Genomic DNA, 21844 nt, shown 5'->3' with positions numbered 1-21844 from the left:
TTGACTGGGACCGGTCACAGTCAAGGCAACGAGGGAGTTCGCATGACCATTCGAAACACAGCAGCCATCACCCGCGCAACGGTGGGTACAGCGATCATCCTCGCCGTCGCGGTGAGCGCGGGATGCTCGAGCGCGCCCTCGGTCGAGCAGACGTCGCTGACCTGGGACGCCGAGGCGGGCGCGTATGAGATCGAGCCGGAGATCGCCAGCGGAGAGGTGCCGCTGAAGGTCTGGGTCGAATACCCCGAGTACGGCGAGGCGCTGGTCGAGGCCTTCGCCGCCGCGCATCCCGGCATCCGCGTCGAGGTGACGACGGTGTCGAAGGTGGATGCTGTCTCGAAGATGGCGCTCGACGGTGAGGCGGGCACGGGCGCCGACGTCTACTTCACGAACTTCACCGACCTGGCGAACGCGATCGAGTCCGGGGTGGCTGCGCCGCTGGGCGAGTACGCGGACGAGATCGCCTCGCGGGTCGGTGACGCGTTCGCGGGCGTCGTCAGCCGCGACGGCGAGTTGTACGGCGTGCCGGTGTCGACCGAGTCGATCGCGCTGTTCTACAACAAGACCCTCCTGCAGCAGCTCACGGGTTCGACCGAACCGGCGACGACCTGGGAGCAGATCCGCGAGCTCGCCGCGACCTACAATGACCCCCGGGAGAACCGGTGGACCATTCGTTGGCTGAGCGGGCAGCTCTACTACGCGTACCCGGTGCTCAGCTCGCTCGGGTGGCATCTCGGCACCGATAAGGGCGATCCCGGTCTCGATGCGCCGGCTCTCGCTGCCGGCCTCGAATACTACGGCGCGCTGCGCGACCTCTGGCCGGTCAACTCGGCGGACGCCACCTGGGACTCCATCGAGATGGAGTTCGCGAAGGGCCAGACGCCCTATGCGATCACGGGGCCCTGGTCGATCGGCGACTTCACCGCGGCGGCGGCGGAGAACGGCTTCGAATACGGCGTGACGACCCTCCCGTCGGCCCAAGGGGGAGGCGACGCAGCGACGCTCGCGGGTCTGGGAGTGGGGGTCGTCTCGGGCTACTCCGAGTATCCCGGCGCCGCGCGTGTGTTCGCGGCCTTCCTCGCGTCGGACGAGGCGGCCGCTGCGCTCTATCGAACGACGGGCGGCATCCCGGCGCTGACGAGGCTCAACGCCCAAGCCATCCCCGGACTCGCCGACGATCCGCACGCGAACGGGGTGCTCGCTCAGGCCGAGCGCTCCGACCTCGTCGCGGACGTGAGCGACGCGCTCTGGACGGTCGGCAACAACCTCGTCGCGGGCGTGTGGGACGGCGTCCTCGATCCGGCGACAGCGCAGCAGCAGGCGGTCGCCGGCTACGCCGACCTGACCGGGCTGGGGGAGTGAGCCCGCACCGACGCGGAGCGGACCCCGTGGCGCCCGGGACGCTCGGGCTCGCCTCCGCGCTGGTGCCCGGTCTCGGGCAGTTCCTCAACCGGGAGTGGGGCAAGGGTCTGGCACTCGGTGTCGTCGGCGCCGGTGCGGTGATCGCTGAGCTGCTCACCGGCCACTACGCCGACCTCTCGGGTTACACGCCGCGCACCCACGGCGGGTTCTTCGTCCGCGGTCTGTGGGGTCTCGTCACCCTCGGCACGCAACCGCGCACGATGACGGTCGCGGGGCTGTCGCCGGGCGACCACTCGATCGTCCTCATGATCAACGGCATCATCGCGGTCCTCGTCCTCGGGCTCATGGCGGCGACCACCGTCTGGGCCGTGCGCGACGCAGCACGGACGCGGCGCCGACTCATCACGAGCGGAGAGCGGCTGACCGTCGGGGAGTGGGTGCGCGCCGCTCGGCAGACGGCGTTCCCCTACCTCGTGCTCGCACCCACCCTGATCCTGCTGTTGTTCGTCACCGCCCTGCCGGTGGTCTTCGGCATCCTCATCGCATTCACCGACTACAGCAGCGACAACCTGCCGCCGATGCAGCTGGTCGACTGGGTCGGCCTCGCCAACTTCCGGCAGCTGCTGGGAGCCGGCGCCTGGGGCGCGACGTTCTTCGGCGTGCTCGGATGGACGGTGCTGTGGGCGGCGCTGGCGACGACCACGACGTACGCGCTCGGTTTTCTGCAGGCCGTCTTCGTCTCCAGCAGGCGCGTACGCCTGCCGCGCCTGTGGCGGAGCATCTTCTTCCTGCCGTGGGCGGTGCCCGCCATGATCTCGGCTCTCGTCTTCCGCTCGATGTTCAACGGTCAGTTCGGGCCCATCAGTCAGGCGCTCGTCGACCTCGGCATCACGCCCGAGCGGGTGATGTGGTTGACCGATCCGGCGAACCCCTGGCTCGCGCGGCTCATCGCGCTTCTGGTGAACCTGTGGCTGGGCTTCCCCTACTTCATGGCTCTCATCAGCGGTGCCCTGACGAACATCTCGCCGAGCTACTACGAGGCCGCGCGCATCGATGGCGCGTCGGCGGTGCAACAGGTGCGCTACCTCACGCTGCCCATCGTCCTGCGAGCCACGGCACCGTTGATCGTCCTGTCGTTCGTGGCGAACTTCAACAACTTCGGGGTCATCTACTTCCTCACCCAAGGTGGCCCTGCGAATCCCGACTACCGGTACGCCGGTGGTACCGACATCCTCATCACCTGGCTCTACAAGCTCACGCTCGACAACGGTCTGTACGACATCGCCTCGGTGATGTCGATCCTGATCTTCGTCATCGTCGGCAGCTTCTCGATCTGGAGCCTGCGTCGTTCGAAGGCGTTCACCGATGCATAGAACTCGGAACCGATTTCTCACCGTCCTGATCCATGTCGAGCTGCTGATCGTCGCGATCATCGTCCTCTACCCGCTGGCCTGGATCGTCGGTTCTTCCTTCGGCTCGGGGCGCTCACTCGCGCAGGCGTCGGCCATCCCGGCCGATCCGACTCTCGCCAACTACATCAGGCTGTTCGCTGAGACGCCGTTCGCCACCTGGTACGGCAACTCGCTCTTCGTCGCGGTGTCGAACATGGTGATCAGCGTGCTGCTGTCGGCGATCGCCGCCTATGTGTTCGCGCGGCTGCGCTTCGCTGGGCGGCGGCTGGGACTGCTCGTGATGCTGGTGATCCAGATCTTCCCGACGTTCATGACCGCGATCGCGATCTACATCCTCTATCTGAACTTCGGCCTGCTCGACAGTCTCAGCGGTCTCGTGATCGCGAGCGTGGCGGCGGCGGTGCCCTACAACATCTGGTTGCTCAAGGGATACCTCGACGGCATCTCCACCAGCCTCGATGAGGCGGCCGTGCTCGACGGGGCCTCGCATCTGCAGATCTTCACGCGCATTCTGCTGCCGTTGATGACGCCGATGCTGACCTTCGTCGCGGTCACCCAATTCGCGGTGCCGTGGATGGACTTCATCCTCCCGCGTCTTCTGATCAGCAGCCCGCAGAACTACACCGTCGCGATCGGGCTGTTCCAGCTGATCTCCGACCAGACGCGGAACGACTTCACGACGTTCGCGGCGGGGGCCATCCTCGTCGCGGTGCCGATCACAGTGCTCTACATGGTGCTCCAGCGATACCTGGTCGCGGGGCTAGCGCAAGGAGGAGAGAAGGAATGACGACGACATCACTACCGATTCGCGGGGCCGACGTGTCGATGACCGCGGAGGTCGAGGCGCTGGGCGGCAGCTTCTCGGATGCCGCGGGCACGAGGGACCTCTTTCGCATCCTGGCCGACCACGGCGTGAACCTCGCGCGCCTGCGGGTCTGGGTCGACCCGACCGACAGCGCAGGACGGCCGTACCAAGGCGGCACGAACGACCTCGCGACGACGCTGCGCTTGGCCGAGCGCGCGCGGGCAGCCGGACTCGACCTGATGATCGACCTGCACTACAGCGACTTCTGGGCCGATCCGAAGAAGCAGTCGCTGCCGAGATCCTGGGAGGGCCTCGACCTCGACGGTGTCTGCGATGCCGTCGCCGCGCACACGGCGGAGGTCATCACCGCCGTGCAGTCGAGCGCGGGCAGCCCGGAATGGGTGCAGGTCGGCAACGAGACGACGAACGGGATGCTGTGGCCGCACGGCCGCACGCCGCGGTACGACCTCGAGAGCCGTGCCTTCGAGGAGGTGTCGCCGGATGAGGCGTCCGAGCAGTACGACCGTCTCGCCCGACTGCTGCAGGCGGGGTCGAGTGCGGTGCGCGCGGCCGATTCCCGTTCGCGCATCGTCCTTCACCTCGACGCCGGAGGTGCTGCCGATCTCTATCGCCGGTGGTTCGACGAGATCACCATGAGAGGCGTCGACTTCGATGCCGTCGGACTGTCGTACTACCCGCTGTGGCACGGGTCGCTGGACGACCTGCGCGACAACCTCCACCAGCTCGTCGAGCGTTACGAGAAGGACGTCATCGTCGTCGAGACGGCGTACGCGTACCGGCCCGACAACCCCGGCGGGACCTCGATGTTCGACGCGAGCTCGCCTGCGGCGATCTACCCGGCCTCCGTCGAGGGTCAGGCCGGGTATCTCGACGACCTCGCGGGGGTCGTGCGGGGAGTGCCCGGTGGTCGGGGACTCGGGATCGTGTACTGGGAGCCCGCCTGGTTGCCCGTGCCCGGAACCTCCTGGGCGTCGGCGGCGGGGATGGACTACGGAAACGACGTGGCCGAGCCCAGCAACGGCTGGGCGAACCAGACGCTGTTCGATGAGCGGGGGCGCGTTCTCGCGTCACTGAGCGCACTCGGGGCGACCTCCGGTCGGCCCACAGTCACGAGAGAGGAACACAGATGACGAACCGAGCACGGCGGCGAGCGACGGCGCTTGCCACCGCGGCCGCAGCCGTCCTGGTCGCGGCGTTCCTTCCGGCGACCACCGCGAGCGCGGCTTTCGATCCGGACGACTTCGTGATGGGCGGTGACCTCGGGATGATCCACGAGGTCGAAACGCGTGGCGGGACGTTCTCCCGGGGCGGAGTCGTGGGCGATCCGATCGACATCATGGGCGATGCCGGCATGAACCTCGCTCGGCTCCGTCTGTGGGTCGACCCCTACACGGCTGCCGGCGAACCATACGGCGGTGGCACCAACGACCTCGCGACGACCATCGCGACGGCGCAGCGCGCGAAGGCCGCGGGGATGGACGTCCTGCTCGACTTCCACCTCAGCGACTGGTGGGCCGACCCGGGAACGCAGACCGTGCCGAAGGCGTGGCGCGGGCTGTCCTATCCGCAGCTGGTGTCGACCGTCCGCGCGTACACCGAGGACGTCATCGACGCCATGCGGACGGCCGGGGTGCTGCCCGACATGGTGCAGATGGGCAACGAGATACCCGGCGGCATCCTCTGGGATCACGGTCGGGTCGGCAACGGCGTCTCGGACTTCACTCAGCTGGCTGGCTTGCTGAAAGCAGGGATCGCGGGGGTCGACGCGGCGCTTCGAACGGGGGAGGACATCGAGATCGTCCTGCACCTGGACCACGGCGGCGACAACGCCCTCTATCGCTGGTGGTTCGACGCGATCACGGCTCAGGGTGTTCCGTTCGACATCATCGGGTTGTCGTATTACCCGTTCTGGCACGGGACCATGGGCCAGCTCGCGGCCAATCTCAACGACATCAGTGCGCGATACGGCAAGGACGTCCTCATCGTCGAGACCGCTTACGGGTGGACTCTCGGCGACGCCGACGGCCTCGGCAACTCGTTCTACACCGCCGAGGCGGCGACCGGTGGGTATCCGGCGACCGTCGCGGGCCAGACGGCGTTTCTGCGAGACCTCCGTGACATCGTCCGTGCTGTGCCTGACGGGCGCGGGCGCGGACTCATCTGGTGGGAGCCTGGCTGGCTTCCCGTCCCGGGCGCGAACTGGGGGACCGAGGCGGGAAAGATCGACAACGATGACCCGGGTGTCCTCTCCAACCCCTGGGACAACCAGACGCTGTTCGACTGGAGCGGCGCGGCCCTGACGACACTCGACGTGTTCGGGGAGGCGCCGCCGCCGAACCTCGTCGTCAACGGCGGCTTCGAGCAGGACGGTTACACGAACGATCCGACCGGCTGGGGTGTGTGGTCGCCGGGAGGCGCCCACGCCAACGCGGTCTTCACTCAGGACCCGGCGGTCGTCGGTGCGCTCAAGCTCACGTTCTGGAAGTCGACGCCCTACACCGCGTCGGCCTATCAGGCGCTCGGCGGGCTGCCGTCGGGGCTCTACCGGGTCTCCGCGTGGACGCTCAACAGCGGCGGCCAGACCTCCGCCTATCTGTACGCGAAGAACTCCGGCGTGCCGGAGCGCCAGGCAGCGCTGCCGGTGAGTCCGAACGACTGGAAGCGGGTGTCTCTGGAGGTGCCGGTCTCGAACGGAACTCTCGAGTTCGGGTTCTACACCGAGGCTGCCGGCGGTAACTGGCTCAATATCGACGACGTCCGCGTCGAGCGGATCGGCTGATGCGATACCGTCGAGGGTCGCCCGATCCCGACGAGAGGCCCGTCGCCCATGGACGCTCTGTTCTCCGTGGTCGGCTTCGCGGTCGCTGTCGTCATGCTGGCGATCGCGGGCGCGAGCGCCGTACTGGCGCGATCGTCCGACGTCGCTGCGGCGTGGCGTCAAGAACGCGCCACGGTGCTCTTCGTCGTATCGACGCAGCGCTGGCGGCGGATCATGGTGCGCGTCGGGGGTTGCATGATGGCGATCATCGGCGTCATCAATCTCGTCGGTCCGCTCACCCGTCCGGATGACTCGCCCGCAAGGCGGATCGTCGGGCTGGGCGCTCTGCTCATCGGCGCGGCGCTCCTGTGGCTGGCGCACGGGATGAGTCGGATGCGGCTCGAGGTCGCCCCGCAGGTGGTCTTCGTCTCGCGGGGCTTCATGCCGCCGATCCGGGTCGAGCTGGCGGACATCACCCGGCTGCGCCCGCACGTGGCTCATCGTTACAGCGGGGTTCTCGCGAAGCGCGGCCGGCGGACGGCCTTCACGGCGACCTCGGCCATGACGGGCTACGGACAGCTCCTGGCACATCTGAAGGCCGAACGCCCCGACCTCTTCGCGCCGGGCGGCTTCCGCTGACGCGACGGCGCCCCGCTTGCCCTGCCGCTGCGCTAGGGCGCTGAGCCGCTACCGGGAGGGTGCGACCCCGACCGACCCGCCCGCTCGGATCGGCATCGGCACGCGTTCGAGGCGCGGCGAATCGCCGGGGGCAGCGAGCATCGCCGCCGCTCGCCGCCCGAGTTCGATGTGCGGGAGCGCGATCGACGTGAGCTCGGGCTCGACGGCGCGGGCGTAGGGGCTGCCGTCGAAGCCGATCACCGACACGTCGGTGGGGACACCGAGCCCGGCATGATGGAGCGCCTGATAGGCGCCGACGGCGAGCGCGTCGTTTGCGCACACGAGCGCGGTCGGCCTGACCCGGGGCTCCGCGAGCATCCGCGACACCGCCCGGCGCCCGTTCGCGACGTCCCAGTCGTCGTCGATTGCGGTGACGCCGGCGAGGCTCGTTCCCGCCGCGGCGAGCACCGCATCGATGCCCGCGCGACGCTCGGCCAGAGCGATGGGGTCCCACTCCGGCCAGGCGGCCCCGCCTCTCGAGCCTGCCGGCAGCGCTCCGACGAACCAGATGTCGTCACGGTGACCGTGATCGAGCAGCATCCGCGCGGCGTCACGCCCCGCTGCGAGCTCGTCGGGCACGACCGCGTCGATCGACCCGTCTGCCGTCACGCAATTCAACAGGACCGTCGGGACGCCTTCGAGTGCCCGCGGAAGCGCGATGGTCCGCGTGAACATCGACGCGTAGATCACACCGTCGATGTCGCGGCCCAGGAGGCTCTGGAGCAGCTGCTCCTCGAGTTCCGCATCGCCCTGCGTGTCGACGGTGAACAGGAGGGTGTCGCGCTCGCGTAGCTCCTGCATCGCACCGCGGACCATCGAGTTGGCGAATGAGGTGCTGCTGACGAAGTCGGAGACCAGTGCGACCGTGCCCGAGCGGCCGGTGCGCAGGGTCTGCGCGGTGATGTTGGGGCGGTAGCCGAGCTCGTCCGCGGCGCGACGGACGCGTTCGAACACGTCGTCGGACAGGCGCTGGTCGGTGCGACCGTTCATCACGAACGAGACGGCCGAGCGCGAGACGCCCGCACGCTCCGCGACCTCCCGCAGCGTCACCCGGGGTGCCCTTCGGGTGGAGGGAGTGTCGGTCATATCTCGTTCCGGCTGTTGGTCGCGGTTCTCGAAAGCTAACACGGACGACGGGGGCCGCTCGGAAGCGTGTCCCGAGCGGCCCGCCCGAACTCAGCCGAGCCGTCGCCGACGCAGCAACGAGACGCCGGCCGCCATCAGCGCCGCGCCCGCGCCGACCAGCATCCACAGTGGCAGCGGGTCCATGCCCGAGCTCGCGAGGACGCTGCGCGCCGCGCCCGCAGAGGCCGAGCCCGCCGAGCCCGGCTCGTCGGGCTGTTCACCGGCTTGTGCCGTCACCGTGGCCGTGATGGTCGCGGTCACCTCGGTGCCACGCGCATCCGCCACCCGGTACCTCACCGGGGCCGCCGTTCCCTCGAACCCGGCATCCGCGATGAACGACACGACGTCCCCGTTCAGCTCGTATCGACCCTGTCCGTCGGTGACGACGGAGGTGGTCGGCGCGCCGGCCGCGTCGAGGAGGGCGAGCGACGCCGCATCGAGCGGGATGTCGGCATCGCCGGCGACGTCGTTGGCGAGCGGGTGCACAGCGATGCTGCCACCGGCGTGTAGAAGAACCGCATCGAATCCGCGCGCAGCGATCGGAAGACGTCGGCGGAGATCGTGAAGGGATGGCTGACGTCCGTGCCGACGCGGAGCCTCACATCGACCGCTTCCTCGGTGACGTCGCTGAAGTCGATCGTGTGAACGGAAGCCCCTGCGGAGGCGTCGAAGCCTGCCGGCTGAGACTCGCCCGTGGCGAGGGCAGTACCGTCCGGCGCTTCGAGGGTCCACGGCAACGGTGCGCTGGCATCGGACACGACGGTCGCGAGCTTGGGGCCCCGGGTCGAATACCCGACCTGGTTGACCTTGACGGCCGGTCCGGGGTCGGCGGTGTAGGAGTAGGCGGTTCCCTGGAGGGAGATCTCGTCGAAACAGACCTCCGTGTCGGCTGCGACCGCGCCGAGGCGGAACTGCACCTGCCCGAGGTGATAGTCGCCGGCCGGCGACGTGGTGAACGGCAGGTCGTACGACTGGGGTTCGGTGCCGAGTTCGACAGATCGCTCGGTCACCGTCGCACACATCCGCTGGGCGGGGTTCGACAGCGCCACGGGGCCGCTCGTCCACCACGGGTTCGTGCTCTCGTCCAGTGTCGGGTTCGCGAGCAGCTCGTCGTCGCCGATCGGGGTGACCGGGGGAGTCGCGGCGTCGCGGGCGACGAGGCTCACGTCATCGACGCAGAATCGCGTGGCGCCGTTCGCGCCGAGGCGGAACTGCAGCTCGGACACGGTGCCCTGGCCCAGGTCGTGTGCCGTGAACTCCGCGCTGATCTGCTGCCAGGTGTCGGCGAGTGGCGTGCTCTCGGCGAGGTACGTCGTGTAGGCGGTATCCGGGACCTTCGGCGCCACCTGAGTGATGAGCGTGCCGGGCGCATCGGCGCGAACTCTCGCCGTCAGCGTGTAGGTGGCCCCATCGGCCAGCGCGAGGTCGCTCTGGCCGATGAGCACATCCCAGGGGTTCTCGGTGTCGGGCACGCCGGCGCAGAAGGCGCCGGTTGCGGTGTCGAAGCCGTCGACACCGACCGACCACCAGGGTTCGTGACCCGTCGAGAAGTCCCCGTTCCGGCTCAGTTCTGCCAGGGCCGCTGCAGCGACCAGCGGGGCGGCGGTCATCGTGGCTCCAACGAGCATCCCCGTCGTGATCACGAACGTCACGCGTCTCCTGCGACGCTGTCTCTCGGCGGTGCCGCGCGCGCTCGTCATCGTCGCGGCGGCTAGCCTCGGCATGTGAATCGCCCGCCGTCCGCCGCCGTCGACCTGCGGATCGAGGGCGCGCGCGTCCGCGACATCCCGTCGCTCTACGCGGAGCTGAACCGTGTCTTCATGCCCGACGAGGAGTGGACTCTCGGGGAGAGCCTGGACGCCCTCGACGATCTGCTCTACGGCGGGTTCGGCGTCCTCGCGCACGCTTCGTCCGCTCGCGTCGTGTGGGCGGATTCGGCGATCTCGCGACAGGCGCTGGGCATCCCGCTCACCCGGGCCTACCTCGCCGCAAAGCTCGAGCGCCCCGACACCTACGCGGCACGGCCCGCGCGCGCGGCGCTCGACGAACTGGACCGGGGCGCGGGGAAGACCTACTTCGACCTGGTGCTGGACGTGTTCGCCGGCCACCCCGAGGTCAACCTCGTGCTCGCCTGAGACTCGTCTCGGGTTTTCTTAACGGGCGCATATTCTCACGCGCGACCATGAAGCCATGTCGCTCTCGTCGTCTCCGCTGTCCGATCCCGCGATCCGCGTGCTCGTCGTCGATGACGAGCCGAACCTCCGCCATCTGCTCGGGGCGGTGCTGTCACGGCAGGGCTGGCAGGTGGAGGTCGCTGCGACCGGCGCGAGCGCGATCGAGACCGCGCGTCGCATGAGGCCGCATCTCATGGTCCTCGATGTCGTGCTGCCCGACATCGACGGGGTCGAGGTGCTGCGCACGCTCCGCAGCGAGCTGAGCGAGACCATGGTCCTCTTCCTCACCGCCAACGGCACCGTGGCCAATCGCATCACCGGCATCGCCGCCGGCGGCGATGACTACGTCGCCAAGCCGTTCAGCGTCGAAGAGGTGGTGGTGCGTCTGCGCGGGCTGCTGCGACGCAGCCCCATGCTCATGCAGGGTGCACCGACCCCGATGCTCGAGGTCGGCGACCTGCGACTGAACGAAGACAACCACGAGGTCACGCGCGCGGGGGAGCAGATCCGGCTCACCGCGACGGAGTTCTCGCTGCTGCGTTTCCTGATGCTCAACGCCGATCGCGTCCTCAGCAAGGAGCAGATCCTCGATCGTGTCTGGGAGTATGACTTCGGACGGGAGTCGAACATCGTGGAGATCTATATCTCGTATCTGCGCAAGAAGATCGATCACGGGCGTGAGCCGATGATCCACACGCTGCGGCGGGTCGGCTACATCCTCCGCGCGGCACCAACGGTGCCGGCATCGTCGTGAGGTCGGCGCGACCGGGAGGCCTGCGCACGCTGCGCGGCCGCTCGGTCGCGATGATGTCGGGCCTGCTTCTCGCGGCCGTCACCGTCTTCGGCGTCGTCTCCGTAGCCATCCTCCGGCAGAATCTCGTCACCCAGGCTGAGTCGACGCTGTACCTGGCGAACGACACCGCCATCGGGCAGACTCTCTCGGTCGTGGATGCGACCGGAAGCGTTCCGACGTTCGACGACGTGTCACTGGCGGTTCCCTCCGACGGGTTCTTCTTCGTCGTCGAGGGCGACCGCGTCGCGGTCTCGGCCTTCTTCACCCGTGACTACACCTACCGCCCGATGACCGAGCGCGAGCTTACGCACGTTCGGGACGGGATGGCGGAAAGCGGGTTCACCACGACGATCGACGTGGCCGACGACGGCGGGTACCTCGTGACGGCCTCCGAGGTCGCGGCGGCAGACGGGCAGGAGTTCACCGTCGTCAGCGGTGTGGGCCTCACCGACACCGACACGGTCGTTCGCACCTATGCCCTCTGGCTTGCGGTCGTCGGAATCGCGATCGCCGCATTCGCTGCGGTGTTCGGCTGGCGGTGGACCCGGCAGCAGCTCGACCCCCTCGAACGGGTCGCCGAGATCGCCGACGAAGTGGCGGCCACCCCGCTCTCATCCGGCGAGATCGCCCCGCAGCGCCGCGTTCCCCGTGACGTGCGGCATCTGGGGTCGGAGACGGACCGCGTCGCGGACGCGCTCAATCGCCTGCTCGACCACGTCGAGCTCTCGCTCAACGCGCGTCACCGGGCCGAGGAATCGATGCGTCGCTTCATCGCCGAGGCGAGCCACGAGCTGCGCAACCCCCTCGCCTCGATCCGCGGCTACGCCGACTTCTACGCTCAGCCCGATGCCGGCGCCGACCCCCTCGAGACGCAGGGCGCGCTTCAGCGCATCGGGTCGGAGGCGTCGCGGATGAGCACGCTGATCGACGACCTGCTGTTGCTCGCGCGTCTCGACGCCGACCCGGTGGTCGCGCACGATGACGTCGAGCTGTCGATGATCGTCGCGGAGACCGCATCCGACGCGCGGTTCGCATATCCCGGGCACATCTGGCGCATCGCCTTGCCGGACGAAGATGTCTCCGTGGTCGGGGACGAGGGGGCGATCCGTCAGATGCTGCTGAACCTCGTCGCCAATGCGGGGCACCACACTCCGGACGGAACCAGTGTGACCGTCTCTCTCGAGACGACGGCGACTTCCGTCGAACTGGTCGTCCAGGACGACGGGCCGGGAATCGATCCCGAGGCACTACCGACCATCTTCGATCGCTTCACCCAGGCAGGCAGCCGGACGCAGACGCGCGAGCGGACGACGGTCGGACTCGGTCTCGCGATCGTGCAGGCGCTGGCGACAGCCTCGGGCTACGACGTGTCGGTGGCCAGCTCGAGCACGGGTACGCGGTTCGGGATCCGCATCCCGTCGAACGCCGCCTGACCGGCGGATGCCACCCGCGCGCTTAATCCGCGCACAGGGCCGAGACCTACCGTCGACCGGGTGCGCGGCACGTGCCGCACGCGCCCGTGTCGTCGTCCGGCCCATCGCCGAGGAGAGCCTGTCGTGTCCCTGCCGTCCACTCCGACCGTTCGATCCGCTGAGCCCGTCCGCCGTTTCGTCGGCAACCGGTGGCGCTACTTCGGCCGCCCGCCCCGGCTCATGGGCATCGACGTCGCCCGGGGCCTCGCGATCTTCGGCATGATCGGCGCGCACGTCGGGATCTCGTGGATGGTCGCGGGGCCCGACGGGCCCGACCTCGCCGCGATCGTCCAGGGGCGGTCGTCCATCCTCTTCGCCGTTGTCGCGGGCATTTCCGTCGCGCTTGCGACCGGACGTGAGCAGCTCCCCCGGGGAGAGGCACTGCGGTCCGCACGTCTGCGTATGGCCGGCCGTGCCCTCGTCGTTCTCGCCCTCGGGCTGGCGCTGGAGATGCTCGGCAGCGGGATCGCCGTCATTCTGCCCATCTACGGCATCCTCTTCCTGATCCTCATCCCGTTCCTGGGACTCCGTCGCCGTACCCTCGCGCTCACCGCGGCCGCGATCGCCGTCGCGGGGCCGTCCGTCGTCGTGCTTCTGCGTGCGGTGACGCTCTCGGGCGCCGGCATCCCGCAGGGCATCGGCGGCACCGCGGTCGACTTCCTCATCAGCGGCTCGCATCCGCTGACCGTGTGGCTGCCCCTGGTTCTCGCCGGGATCGCGCTCGGGCGGATGCGACTCGACCGGCCGCGGACCGCGGCGGTGCTGTTCGGGTCGGGAGTCGGGCTCGCCGCCTTCGGCTACGGCCTGGGCGACGCGTTCAACGGAACGGTCCGCGGGTGGCTCTCGGGGTGGGGGAGCGTCTCGTCGTCGGCATCCGCGCTGTCATCATCGGGAGCGTCCTCGCTGGTGGCATCGTCCTCGTCGATGGGTCCCGACGGGCGCGGCTATCTGGAACGGTTGAGCGAGGTCGATCTGGGAGCCGCGTTGTCTCAGGCGTGGGGCGTGGCGCCGCACTCGGGAGGGACGTGGGAGATCATCGGGTCCGGCGGCTTCGCGCTCGCCGTCGTCGGCGCCTGCCTGCTCCTCGCGCGTCCGCTTCGTGCGCTGCTCGTGCCTGTCGCGGCAGTCGGCTCCATGCCGCTGACGGCCTACACAGCCCACGTCGTCTCGTTCGCGGTCCTGATCTCCCCGCTCGGGCTCGCCCCCGATCTCTCGTCGTGGGATGGCGATCCCGCCGTCAGCGGATGGTTCTGGATCGGATGCGTCGTGGTGCTTCTCGTCGGATGCACGATGTGGGCGCTCAGCTGTGGCCGGGGACCACTCGAGTCCGTCACCGCGAACGTCGCGCGCCGTGTCGATCTACCCGCGGGCAGCGGCGCCCGCTAGGCACGCGGAAGGGGCCGGCCCTTTCGGACCGGCCCCTTCACTGCGTCGAACGCTCAGAGAGCGCGGATGTTCGTCGCCTGCAGGCCCTTCTGGCCCTGCTCCACGTCGAACTCAACCTTCTGGTTCTCGAACAGGTTGCGGTGTCCAGTGCCGGCGATGGCGCTGAAGTGCGCGAACACGTCCGCGGTGCCGTCGTCCGGAGCGATGAAGCCGAACCCCTTCTCCGAGTTGAACCATTTGACGGTGCCAGTGGCCATGTCGTCATTTTCCTTCTGTGTTCTGGGACCACCGCTGTGATGATCCGGATACCGCTGCGGCGGGGCCGCCGCGGAGTGTGTGGGGGCGAGCAGACACTCGCCGGTGTGGGCGACCTGTCCAGATAGGTGCGGTCGCGGGGCCGAGAGCACGGCCCGGGTGCATGAGATCGACGGCGGAATGAAACGAAGTGCACGTCGGAGTGAACCGACGGAGAGGCGCGCCGTGACGCACCGACTCTCGAATGCTACGCGATTTCGGACGCTTGTGGGGCGACGCGTCGTGCAACGTCACCGAAAGACGCAATACGACTCATCGATCGTGCGCCTCGGGAGCGTTCCCGAAGCGCGCATCGAAAGCCGTCAAGATGCGAGCGCACTCCGCGACATCCTCTGGGGTGCCCGCCAGCTCGAACTCGAACACCACCGGACGTCCCGACACCCGAGCGAGCTCGCGTGCCGCCGCCTGGTAGTGGTCGCCGAAGTTGCGGTTGCCGGAGCCGATGATCCCGACGAGGCGCCGGCGGTTCGCGGGGGAGCGCAGGAAGGCGCGAACCGCCGCCGGCAGGGTCGCGTGAGCGTCGTTCCCCGCCTTGTACGAAGGCGTCAGCAGGATCCAGGGTCCCGGTGCCTCGCTCGAGCGAACGGTCCGCTCGGAGAGGTCGCGCACGGGACGGCCGTCGGTGGCGTGGAGGTTGCTCGCGAAGCGGCGGATGAGGTTAGAAGTCGAGGAGAAGAAGTACACCGGGAGTTGCGCCACGGGGTCAGTCTGCTCCGCGGTGTCCGTGACGGACCGGTGTCGGATCGGGAAAAGTCGCGGTTCCGATTTGTTCCGGCCCGCATGGACACTGTGGTCAGACCACATGGCGCAGACTGTGATCACGGGGTCGAGGTCCCTCCATCCCGGATTCGGACACAGACGCGGCGACCGTCCGCGCCGGGAAGGCTCACGATGTCCATCGCCGTCGACGCCCTCGTCACCCGGGCACAGCGTGCCCTCGACGAGTACGCGCACTTCACCCAGGAACAGATCGACCACATCGTCCGCAAGGCATCGGTCGCGGCGCTGCACCATCACGGTGAGCTGGCCGTCATGGCCGTCGAAGAGACCGGCCGCGGCCTGTTCGAAGACAAGGCCGTGAAGAACATGTTCGCGTGCGAGCACGTGACGCACTCGATCATCGACCAGAAGACCGTCGGCGTCATCGCGCACGACGAGCTGACGGGGATCACCGAGATCGCAGACCCCGTCGGGGTGATCTGTGCGTTGACCCCGGTCACCAACCCGACCTCGACCGCCATCTTCAAGTCGCTCATCGCGCTCAAGACCCGCAACCCGATCATCTTCGGATTCCACCCGTCCGCACAGCGCTGCTCGTCCGAAGCTGCCCGCATCGTGCGCGAGGCCGCGGTGGCGGCCGGCGCGCCCGCCGACTGCATCCAGTGGATCGAAGAGCCGTCGATGGAGGCATCCGGCGAGCTGATGAACCACCCGGGCGTCGCCCTCATCCTCGCCACCGGCGGCAACGCCATGGTCCGCGCCGCCTACTCGTGCGGCAAGCCCGCCCTCGGCGTCGGCGCCGGCAACGTGCCCGCTTTCATCGAACGCACCGCCGACGTCGGTCGCGCCGTCAACGACATCGTGCTGTCGAAGTCGTTCGACATGGGCATGGTCTGCGCGAGCGAGCAGGCGGTCATCCTCGACGAGCCCGTCGCCGAGGAGGCGCTGGACGAGTTCGCCCGCCTGCACGCCTACCGGGTGACGACGGGGGAGAAGGCGATGCTCGAGGCGTTCATCTTCGGGGTGACAGCCGACAGCGTGAACTGCGCCGACGCGAAGCTCAACGCGCGGGTCGTCGGCCAGTCGCCGGTGTGGATCGCCGAGCAGGCGGGCTTCACCGTGCCCGCCGACACCTCGATCCTCCTCGCCGAGGTCTCCGGCGTCGGCCCGCACGAGCCGCTCACGCGCGAGAAGCTCGCCCCGGTCCTCGCCGTTCTCCGTGCCTCGACTCCGGATGAGGGCATCGAGCTCTCGCGGCAGATGGTGGCGTTCGACGGGCTCGGTCACTCCGGCGCCATCCACTCCAACGATGCGGACGTGATCGCCCGCTTCGCGGAGGTCGTCAAGGCGGTCCGCATCATCGAGAATTCGCCGTCGGCCCTTGGCGGCATCGGCGACATCTACAACGCCTTTCTGCCTTCGCTGACCCTCGGCTGCGGCTCGTACGGTCACAACTCCGTCTCCAACAACGTCTCGGCGGTGAACCTCGTGAACGTCAAGCGCGTCGGACGACGCAACAACAACCTGCAGTGGTTCAAGATCCCGGCGAAGACGTACTTCGAGCCGCACGCGATCCGCTACCTCGCCGACATGCGGGGCGTCGAACGCGTCAGCATCATCACCGACGAGACCATGACCTCGCTCGGCTACGTCGACCGCATCACCGATGTCCTGAACCGTCGCGAGAACCGGGTCCAGGTGCAGCTGCTGAATCAGGTGCGCCCCGAGCCGAAGGTGTCGGAGGTCGTGGCCGGGGCGGAACAGCTGCGCCAGTTCCAGCCCGACACGATCATCGCGCTCGGCGGCGGATCGCCCATGGACGCAGCGAAGGTCATGTGGCTGCTGTACGAGAACCCCGAGATCGAGTTCTCCGACATGCGCGAGAAGTTCTTCGATGTCCGCAAGCGTGCGTTCACGTTCCCCGAGATGGGCAAGAAAGCCAAGCTCGTCTGCGTTCCCACCACGTCGGGGACGGGCTCGGAGATGACTCCCTTCGCCGTCATCACCGACGACGCCACCGGGATGAAGTACCCCCTGGCCGACTACGCGCTCACGCCGTCCGTCGCCATCATCGATCCCGAGCTGACGCGGGTGCTCCCGGGGTTCCTCGTGGCGGATGCCGGCTTCGACGCGCTGACGCACGCGACCGAGGCGTACGTGTCGGTGTACGCCAACGACTACACCGACGGGCTCTGCCTGCACGCGATCAAGCTCATCTTCGAGAACATCGAGCGCAGCACGAAGGCTCAGCCGGGCTCGACCGACAGCGCCGACCGCAAGGCTCGCGAGAAGATGCACAACGCGGCATCCATCGCGGGGATGGCTTTCGGCAACGCCTTCCTCGGGATCGTGCACGCGATGGCTCACGTCACCGGCGCGACGTACAAGCTCGTGCACGGGCGGACCAACGCGGTCTACCTGCCGCACGTGATCCGGTACAACGGCACGGTGCCGACGAAGCTCACGAGCTGGCCCAAGTACGAGCGGTACATCGCTCCCGAGCGCTTCCAGCAGATCGCGCAGCACCTCGGGCTTCCGGCTGCCACGCCGGAGGAAGGTGTCGAGAGCTACGCCCGCGCGGTGGAGGAGCTGCGCGACCGCGTCGGCATCGAGCGCTCGTTCCAGGCGCAGGGCGTCGACGAAGCCCGCTTCCTCGACAACCTGCACAGTCTCGCGATGGCTGCGTACGAGGATCAGTGCGCACCGGCGAACCCGCGGATGCCGATGATCGATGACATGAAGACGCTCATGGAGGCCGCGTACTACGGCACGTCGTTCGCCGCGGTGCGCACCACCCGCGCGGCGGCCGTCGCGGCTGCGGATGCCGCCCTCCCGGCTGCGCCGGTCAACGCGGAGACCTCGGACGCCCCCACGAAGAAGAACGGCGGGAAGGCGAAGGCGGCGCACGGCGCCTGACGACGATCCGCGGAGCGCAGGGCCGGACCGAGGTGTCCGGCCCTGCGCCTACGCTGTAGCCATGCAGCAGCGCAGCCTCGCTTCGACCTCCCGTTCCGTCTCGGCCATCGGCCTCGGCACCTGGCAGCTCGGCGCCGACTGGGGCGAGGTCGACGACGACCAGGCTCTGGCCGTCCTCGCGGCCTCCGCCGATGCCGGCGTCACGCTCTTCGACACCGCCGACGTCTACGGCGATGGCCGCAGTGAGACGACCATCGGCCGATTCCTCGCCGGCCGTCCGCGGCACGGCATCACCGTCGCGACCAAGATGGGGCGCCGCGAAGCGCAGGTTCCCGAGAACTACACGCGCGAGAACTTCCGCGCCTGGACCGACCGATCGCGGCGCAACCTGGGTGTCGACACGCTCGAGCTCGTGCAGCTGCATTGCCCGCCGTCGGCGGTCATCGAGTCGGACGCGACCTACGACGCCCTCGACGAACTGGTCGCAGACGGAGCGATCGCGGCCTACGGCGTCTCGGTCGAGACCACGGCGCAGGCGCTCGCGGCGATCGCGCGGCCGAACGTCACGAACATCCAGATCATCCTCAATCCCTTCCGGTTGAAGCCGCTCGACGAGGTGCTTCCCGCGGCCCAGGCCGCCGACGTCGCGATCTTCGCGCGCGTCCCCCTGGCGTCGGGTCTGCTGAGCGGTCGCTACACCGAGCAGACCGAGTTCGCGGCCGACGATCACCGTTCGTACAACCGGCACGGCGAGGCCTTCGACCGCGGCGAGACGTTCTCGGGGGTGGACTTCGAGACCGGCCTGACGGCTGCGCGCCGACTCGCGGCCGCTCTTCCCGAAGGCATCACCCTGCCGGCGGCGACGCTGGCGTGGATCGCCTCGCGTCCGGGCGTCACGAGCGTCATTCCGGGAGCCCGCACGACAGAGCAGGCGCGCGCCAACGCGGCCGCGGCGGATCTGCTCGACGATGGCACCGATCTGACGGCGTTCGCCGATGCCGTCGTCGACGTCTACGACGAGCTCCTGCGAGCAGACATCCACCCGCACTGGTGACCCGCGGCCCGCTCTTGCGTCATCGCCGTGTGCGACCGAGCATGGGCGTATGACTCGGCGACCGCATCCCGCAGCCCTCGTGGCCGTCGTCGCGGTCGGAGTCCTGGCCGCCTCGGGGTACGGGGCGCTCGCCCCGCTTCGCGACCTCGCGGCCGCCACAGCCGAGCCGCCGGCCGCCGCCGCCCTCAGTGACGCTCCGTCATCCACGCCCGTGGCGCAGGCGACGGATGCTGGGTCGGCACCCTACGCCCGCAACGACACCCTCTACGACATCACCGCTCTCCCGTTGATCGACGTGCGCTCGGTCAACCCCGCGGTGCCCGTCGACGACGATCCGATGGGACCGGTGACCTCATCGCTCGCGCGGCCGCTGGGTGCGGGCGCGCCCGTGTTCGCCGACCCCACCGGGCAACCGGTCGGGCACCTTCCTCGCGACCACCACTACGGCGGCACGACCGTGCCCGTCGTCGAGGCCCAGGCCGACTGGGTCAAGGTGCTCCTGCCGGGCCGGCAGGGGGTGCCGCCCGAGGGCAACGGCGGGCAGACCGTCGGGTGGCTGCGCGTCGCCGACGTGGAGCTGACCACGACCCCGCAGTACGTCGAGGTGCACCTCGCGGGGAACACGATCGACATCGTCAGCGCCGCCGGACGCGAACGCGTGTCGGACCAGTTCGCGTGGGGAAAGCCGTCGACACCGACACCGACCGGACGGACCTTCGTCATGTGGACGACGGTCGTGCCGGAGTTCCGGTACACCCAGGGGCATCCCATGGTCTACCTCGGGGTCCAATCGCCCGTGATGGCGGGCTTCGACGGGGGAGACGTCGCTGTGACGGCCTTCCACTACTACCGGGCGCGCGAGGGCGATACATCCTTCGGCTGCATCTACCTCGACGGGCCCGCGGTCGACCGGCTGGCTCAGCTGCCGGCCGGGACGCCGGTCCTGATTCAGCCCTAGCCGAGCACCTGTGGAGACCCCCGGCGCTCGGGTCGAGGTACGGCCTACGCTGATCGCGTGAGAATGGAGTTCGATGCGGAGGTCTTCCGTTGGGAGGCTCGTACCCAGGATTGGTACTTCGCGGCCGTCCCGGCAGAGCCCAGCGCCGACATCCGAGAGATCCCGCGGATGCCGCGGGGGTTCGGGTCCGTGCGGGTGCGGGCGACGATCGGTGGTTCGACGTGGCAGACCTCGATCTTTCCAGATGCAGGGCGCGGCGGTTATGTCCTCCCGTTGAAGCAAGCGATCCGCCGCGCCGAATCGATCGGATCCGACGGCGTCGTCCGGGTGATGCTCGAGGTCCTCGACGCGTGACGGCGGTCTCGATGGCGACGCTCGTGGTCGTGGCTGCCTGTGCCGTGCTGAGTGTCGCGCTGGCGGCGGTCGACATCGCGACGCACCGGCTTCCGAACCGCCTCGTCCTCGGATTGGCGGGCGCGGCGGCGAGCCTCGCGGTGCTCTTCGCCATCGAACAGGCCTCGATGCGACCGATCGTCGGAGCGGCGGGCGCCGGGATCGTGCTGTTCGTCGTCTACTACCTCCTGCACCGGGGCGGTCGGGCGCTGGGCGGGGGAGACGTCAAGCTCGCGGCGGCGATCGGGCTCCTCACGGGCACGCATGACTGGGTGGCGCCGCTCGTCGCAACCGCGCTCGCGTTCTTCTCCGGCGGTCTCGTCGCCGTCGTCGTCATCGCCGCCCGCCGCGGCGACCGGCATACCCGAATACCGTTCGGCCCCTTCATGCTGCTCGGCGCATGGGCAGTCGTCGGGGGCGTCTGGGTCGGGAGCTGAGGCGTGTCAAGTGCACGGGGGCGAGGGAGAGCGCCGCGCTATCGTGGCCCCATGGCCGAGTCCACGTTCATCTCCCGCTCGATCGCGTGGGCGCTGCAGCGCAAACCGGTGCGCGCGTTCTTGCTGTACAGCGAGCACCGTGGGCCGGTGCTCGCCGACAGCGTCACCTATCGCACCCTGTTCAGCGTCTTCGCCGGAGTGCTCTTGGGGTTTTCTGTCGCGGCGCTCTGGCTTGCCGGTGACCCCGTTGCGTGGCAGGCGCTCATCGACGCGGTGAACCGTGTCATCCCGGGGCTCGTCGGCAGAAACGGCCTCATCAAGCTCGACGACATCACCGCCCCCGCGGGACTCACGATCGCGGGAGTCATCGCCACCGTCGGTCTGCTCGGCGCGGCGATCGGTGCGATCGGATCGCTCCGTACCGCGATGCGCGCGATCGCAGACCAGCTCACCGACGACGTGCTCTTCGTCTGGGTGCTGCTGCGCAACCTCGCACTGGCGATGGGTATCGGCGGGGCACTGGTCGCTGCTGCGGGCGTAACGTTCCTCGGGACGGCCGGAGTGGGACTGCTCGCCGACCTCCTCGGTTTCTCCGACGACAACCCGCTCGTGCAGTTCGGCGGCTGGGCCGTGTCGCTGGTGGTGGTGTTCGCCCTCGACGCCGTCGCTGTGGCCGTGCTCTTCCGGGTTCTGTCCGGGGTGAAGGTGCGAAAGCGTGCGCTCTGGAGCGGCGCACTCCTGGGTGCCGCAGGGCTGACGGTGCTGCAGCAGCTGTCCGGGCTGTTCGTCGGTGGCGCGACCTCGAACCCGTTGCTGGCGTCGTTCGCCTCGCTCATCGCGCTGCTGCTGTGGCTCAACCTGTCATCGCAGGTCATCCTCATCGCCACGGCGTACATCATCACGGGCGTGCGCGAAGAGGAAGACCGCGTTCGGGCTCGGTTCGGCGCCGCGACATTCCTGCAGCGGCGCGTGCAGCGTGCCGAGGATGCCGTCTCCGCCGCCGCCCGGGAACTCGACAAGGCCCGCGAGCTCGAGGCCGAGGAACGCGCGAAAGCGAACGCCTGA

The 21844-nt window shown here is 68.9% G+C and carries 20 protein-coding genes and 1 pseudogene; 16 read left to right on the top strand and 5 right to left on the bottom strand.

Features of this window, described 5'->3' with window-relative positions; translation table 11 throughout:
* Window positions 1-42: 42 nt before the first annotated feature.
* Genes ACLBWJ_RS03990 through ACLBWJ_RS03965 form a run of 6 tightly spaced genes read left to right on the top strand, consistent with a single transcriptional unit; the run spans window position 43 to window position 6997 of the window.
* On the top strand, window positions 43-1362 hold the full coding sequence (locus ACLBWJ_RS03990; RefSeq protein WP_274177601.1) for an extracellular solute-binding protein: 1320 nt from the start codon (window positions 43-45) through the stop codon (window positions 1360-1362).
* Between the two features lie 26 nt (window positions 1363-1388).
* Window positions 1389-2735, top strand: coding sequence for a carbohydrate ABC transporter permease (locus tag ACLBWJ_RS03985; RefSeq protein WP_447659757.1), 1347 nt, complete (start codon window positions 1389-1391; stop codon window positions 2733-2735).
* Window positions 2728-3561, top strand: a complete 834-nt coding sequence (locus ACLBWJ_RS03980) for a sugar ABC transporter permease (protein WP_447659756.1) — start codon at window positions 2728-2730, stop codon at window positions 3559-3561. The genes ACLBWJ_RS03985 and ACLBWJ_RS03980 overlap by 8 nt, the downstream gene beginning before the upstream one ends.
* A complete protein-coding gene (locus ACLBWJ_RS03975) occupies window positions 3558-4730 on the top strand; it encodes a glycoside hydrolase family 53 protein (protein ID WP_447659755.1) in 1173 nt (390 codons plus the stop codon). Before ACLBWJ_RS03980 ends, ACLBWJ_RS03975 begins: the two co-directional genes overlap by 4 nt.
* The gene (locus tag ACLBWJ_RS03970; protein ID WP_404568120.1) at window positions 4727-6379 is read left to right on the top strand and encodes a glycoside hydrolase family 53 protein; all 1653 of its coding nucleotides are present in this window, start codon (window positions 4727-4729) and stop codon (window positions 6377-6379) included. Before ACLBWJ_RS03975 ends, ACLBWJ_RS03970 begins: the two co-directional genes overlap by 4 nt.
* A gap of 48 nt (window positions 6380-6427) precedes the next feature.
* On the top strand, window positions 6428-6997 hold the full coding sequence (locus ACLBWJ_RS03965; protein ID WP_274177606.1) for a hypothetical protein: 570 nt from the start codon (window positions 6428-6430) through the stop codon (window positions 6995-6997).
* A gap of 48 nt (window positions 6998-7045) precedes the next feature.
* Here the strand turns inward: ACLBWJ_RS03965 and ACLBWJ_RS03960 are convergent, their stop codons facing one another.
* The 3 genes and pseudogenes from ACLBWJ_RS03960 to ACLBWJ_RS03950 all read right to left on the bottom strand — a co-directional run.
* The gene (locus tag ACLBWJ_RS03960) at window positions 7046-8122 is read right to left on the bottom strand and encodes a LacI family DNA-binding transcriptional regulator (protein WP_447659754.1); all 1077 of its coding nucleotides are present in this window, start codon (window positions 8120-8122) and stop codon (window positions 7046-7048) included.
* 90 nt (window positions 8123-8212) lie between these two features.
* Window positions 8213-8647: an Ig-like domain-containing protein gene (locus tag ACLBWJ_RS03955; RefSeq protein WP_447659753.1), complete on the bottom strand. Its 435-nt coding sequence runs from the start codon at window positions 8645-8647 to the stop codon at window positions 8213-8215.
* 131 nt (window positions 8648-8778) lie between these two features.
* Window positions 8779-9771, bottom strand: a pseudogene (locus ACLBWJ_RS03950) (cellulase N-terminal Ig-like domain-containing protein); the annotation flags it as partial.
* A 114-nt stretch (window positions 9772-9885) separates the two neighbouring features.
* Between ACLBWJ_RS03950 and ACLBWJ_RS03945 the strand changes: the two are divergent.
* From ACLBWJ_RS03945 to ACLBWJ_RS03930, 4 genes are all read left to right on the top strand, one after another.
* Window positions 9886-10296 carry a ribonuclease inhibitor gene (locus ACLBWJ_RS03945; protein WP_354450927.1) on the top strand — a complete coding sequence of 137 codons (411 nt, stop codon included), beginning with the start codon at window positions 9886-9888 and terminating at the stop codon, window positions 10294-10296.
* Between the two features lie 55 nt (window positions 10297-10351).
* Window positions 10352-11089: a response regulator transcription factor gene (locus ACLBWJ_RS03940; RefSeq protein ID WP_323987476.1), complete on the top strand. Its 738-nt coding sequence runs from the start codon at window positions 10352-10354 to the stop codon at window positions 11087-11089.
* Window positions 11086-12561: a sensor histidine kinase gene (locus tag ACLBWJ_RS03935; protein ID WP_447659752.1), complete on the top strand. Its 1476-nt coding sequence runs from the start codon at window positions 11086-11088 to the stop codon at window positions 12559-12561. Before ACLBWJ_RS03940 ends, ACLBWJ_RS03935 begins: the two co-directional genes overlap by 4 nt.
* 123 nt (window positions 12562-12684) lie before the next feature.
* Window positions 12685-13986, top strand: a complete 1302-nt coding sequence (locus ACLBWJ_RS03930) for a heparan-alpha-glucosaminide N-acetyltransferase domain-containing protein (protein WP_447659751.1) — start codon at window positions 12685-12687, stop codon at window positions 13984-13986.
* 53 nt (window positions 13987-14039) lie between these two features.
* Here the strand turns inward: ACLBWJ_RS03930 and ACLBWJ_RS03925 are convergent, their stop codons facing one another.
* On the bottom strand, window positions 14040-14243 hold the full coding sequence (locus tag ACLBWJ_RS03925) for a cold-shock protein (RefSeq protein WP_023951622.1): 204 nt from the start codon (window positions 14241-14243) through the stop codon (window positions 14040-14042).
* Between the two features lie 310 nt (window positions 14244-14553).
* Complete coding sequence (nrdI, locus tag ACLBWJ_RS03920; RefSeq protein WP_282502358.1) at window positions 14554-15000, bottom strand: class Ib ribonucleoside-diphosphate reductase assembly flavoprotein NrdI; 447 nt, start codon at window positions 14998-15000, stop codon at window positions 14554-14556.
* A 192-nt stretch (window positions 15001-15192) separates the two neighbouring features.
* On the opposite strand from nrdI, the gene adhE reads away from it, so the two are divergent.
* The 6 genes from adhE to ACLBWJ_RS03890 all read left to right on the top strand — a co-directional run bounded on the left by adhE (window position 15193) and on the right by ACLBWJ_RS03890 (window position 21844).
* Entirely contained in the window at window positions 15193-17937 is a 2745-nt protein-coding gene (gene adhE, locus ACLBWJ_RS03915; RefSeq protein ID WP_447659750.1) for a bifunctional acetaldehyde-CoA/alcohol dehydrogenase, read from the top strand.
* A gap of 61 nt (window positions 17938-17998) precedes the next feature.
* Window positions 17999-18991, top strand: a complete 993-nt coding sequence (locus ACLBWJ_RS03910) for an aldo/keto reductase (RefSeq protein ID WP_282502360.1) — start codon at window positions 17999-18001, stop codon at window positions 18989-18991.
* 49 nt (window positions 18992-19040) lie between these two features.
* Window positions 19041-19949: a L,D-transpeptidase gene (locus ACLBWJ_RS03905; RefSeq protein ID WP_274177615.1), complete on the top strand. Its 909-nt coding sequence runs from the start codon at window positions 19041-19043 to the stop codon at window positions 19947-19949.
* A gap of 63 nt (window positions 19950-20012) precedes the next feature.
* A complete protein-coding gene (locus ACLBWJ_RS03900) occupies window positions 20013-20303 on the top strand; it encodes a DUF1905 domain-containing protein (RefSeq protein WP_337994948.1) in 291 nt (96 codons plus the stop codon).
* Entirely contained in the window at window positions 20300-20779 is a 480-nt protein-coding gene (locus ACLBWJ_RS03895; protein WP_274177617.1) for a prepilin peptidase, read from the top strand. Before ACLBWJ_RS03900 ends, ACLBWJ_RS03895 begins: the two co-directional genes overlap by 4 nt.
* Before the next feature lie 51 nt (window positions 20780-20830).
* Window positions 20831-21844, top strand: coding sequence for a YihY/virulence factor BrkB family protein (locus ACLBWJ_RS03890; protein ID WP_274177618.1), 1014 nt, complete (start codon window positions 20831-20833; stop codon window positions 21842-21844).

Source organism: Microbacterium sp. M4A5_1d, from assembly GCF_053345465.1.
This window is presented reverse-complemented; position numbering and strand designations above follow the sequence as displayed.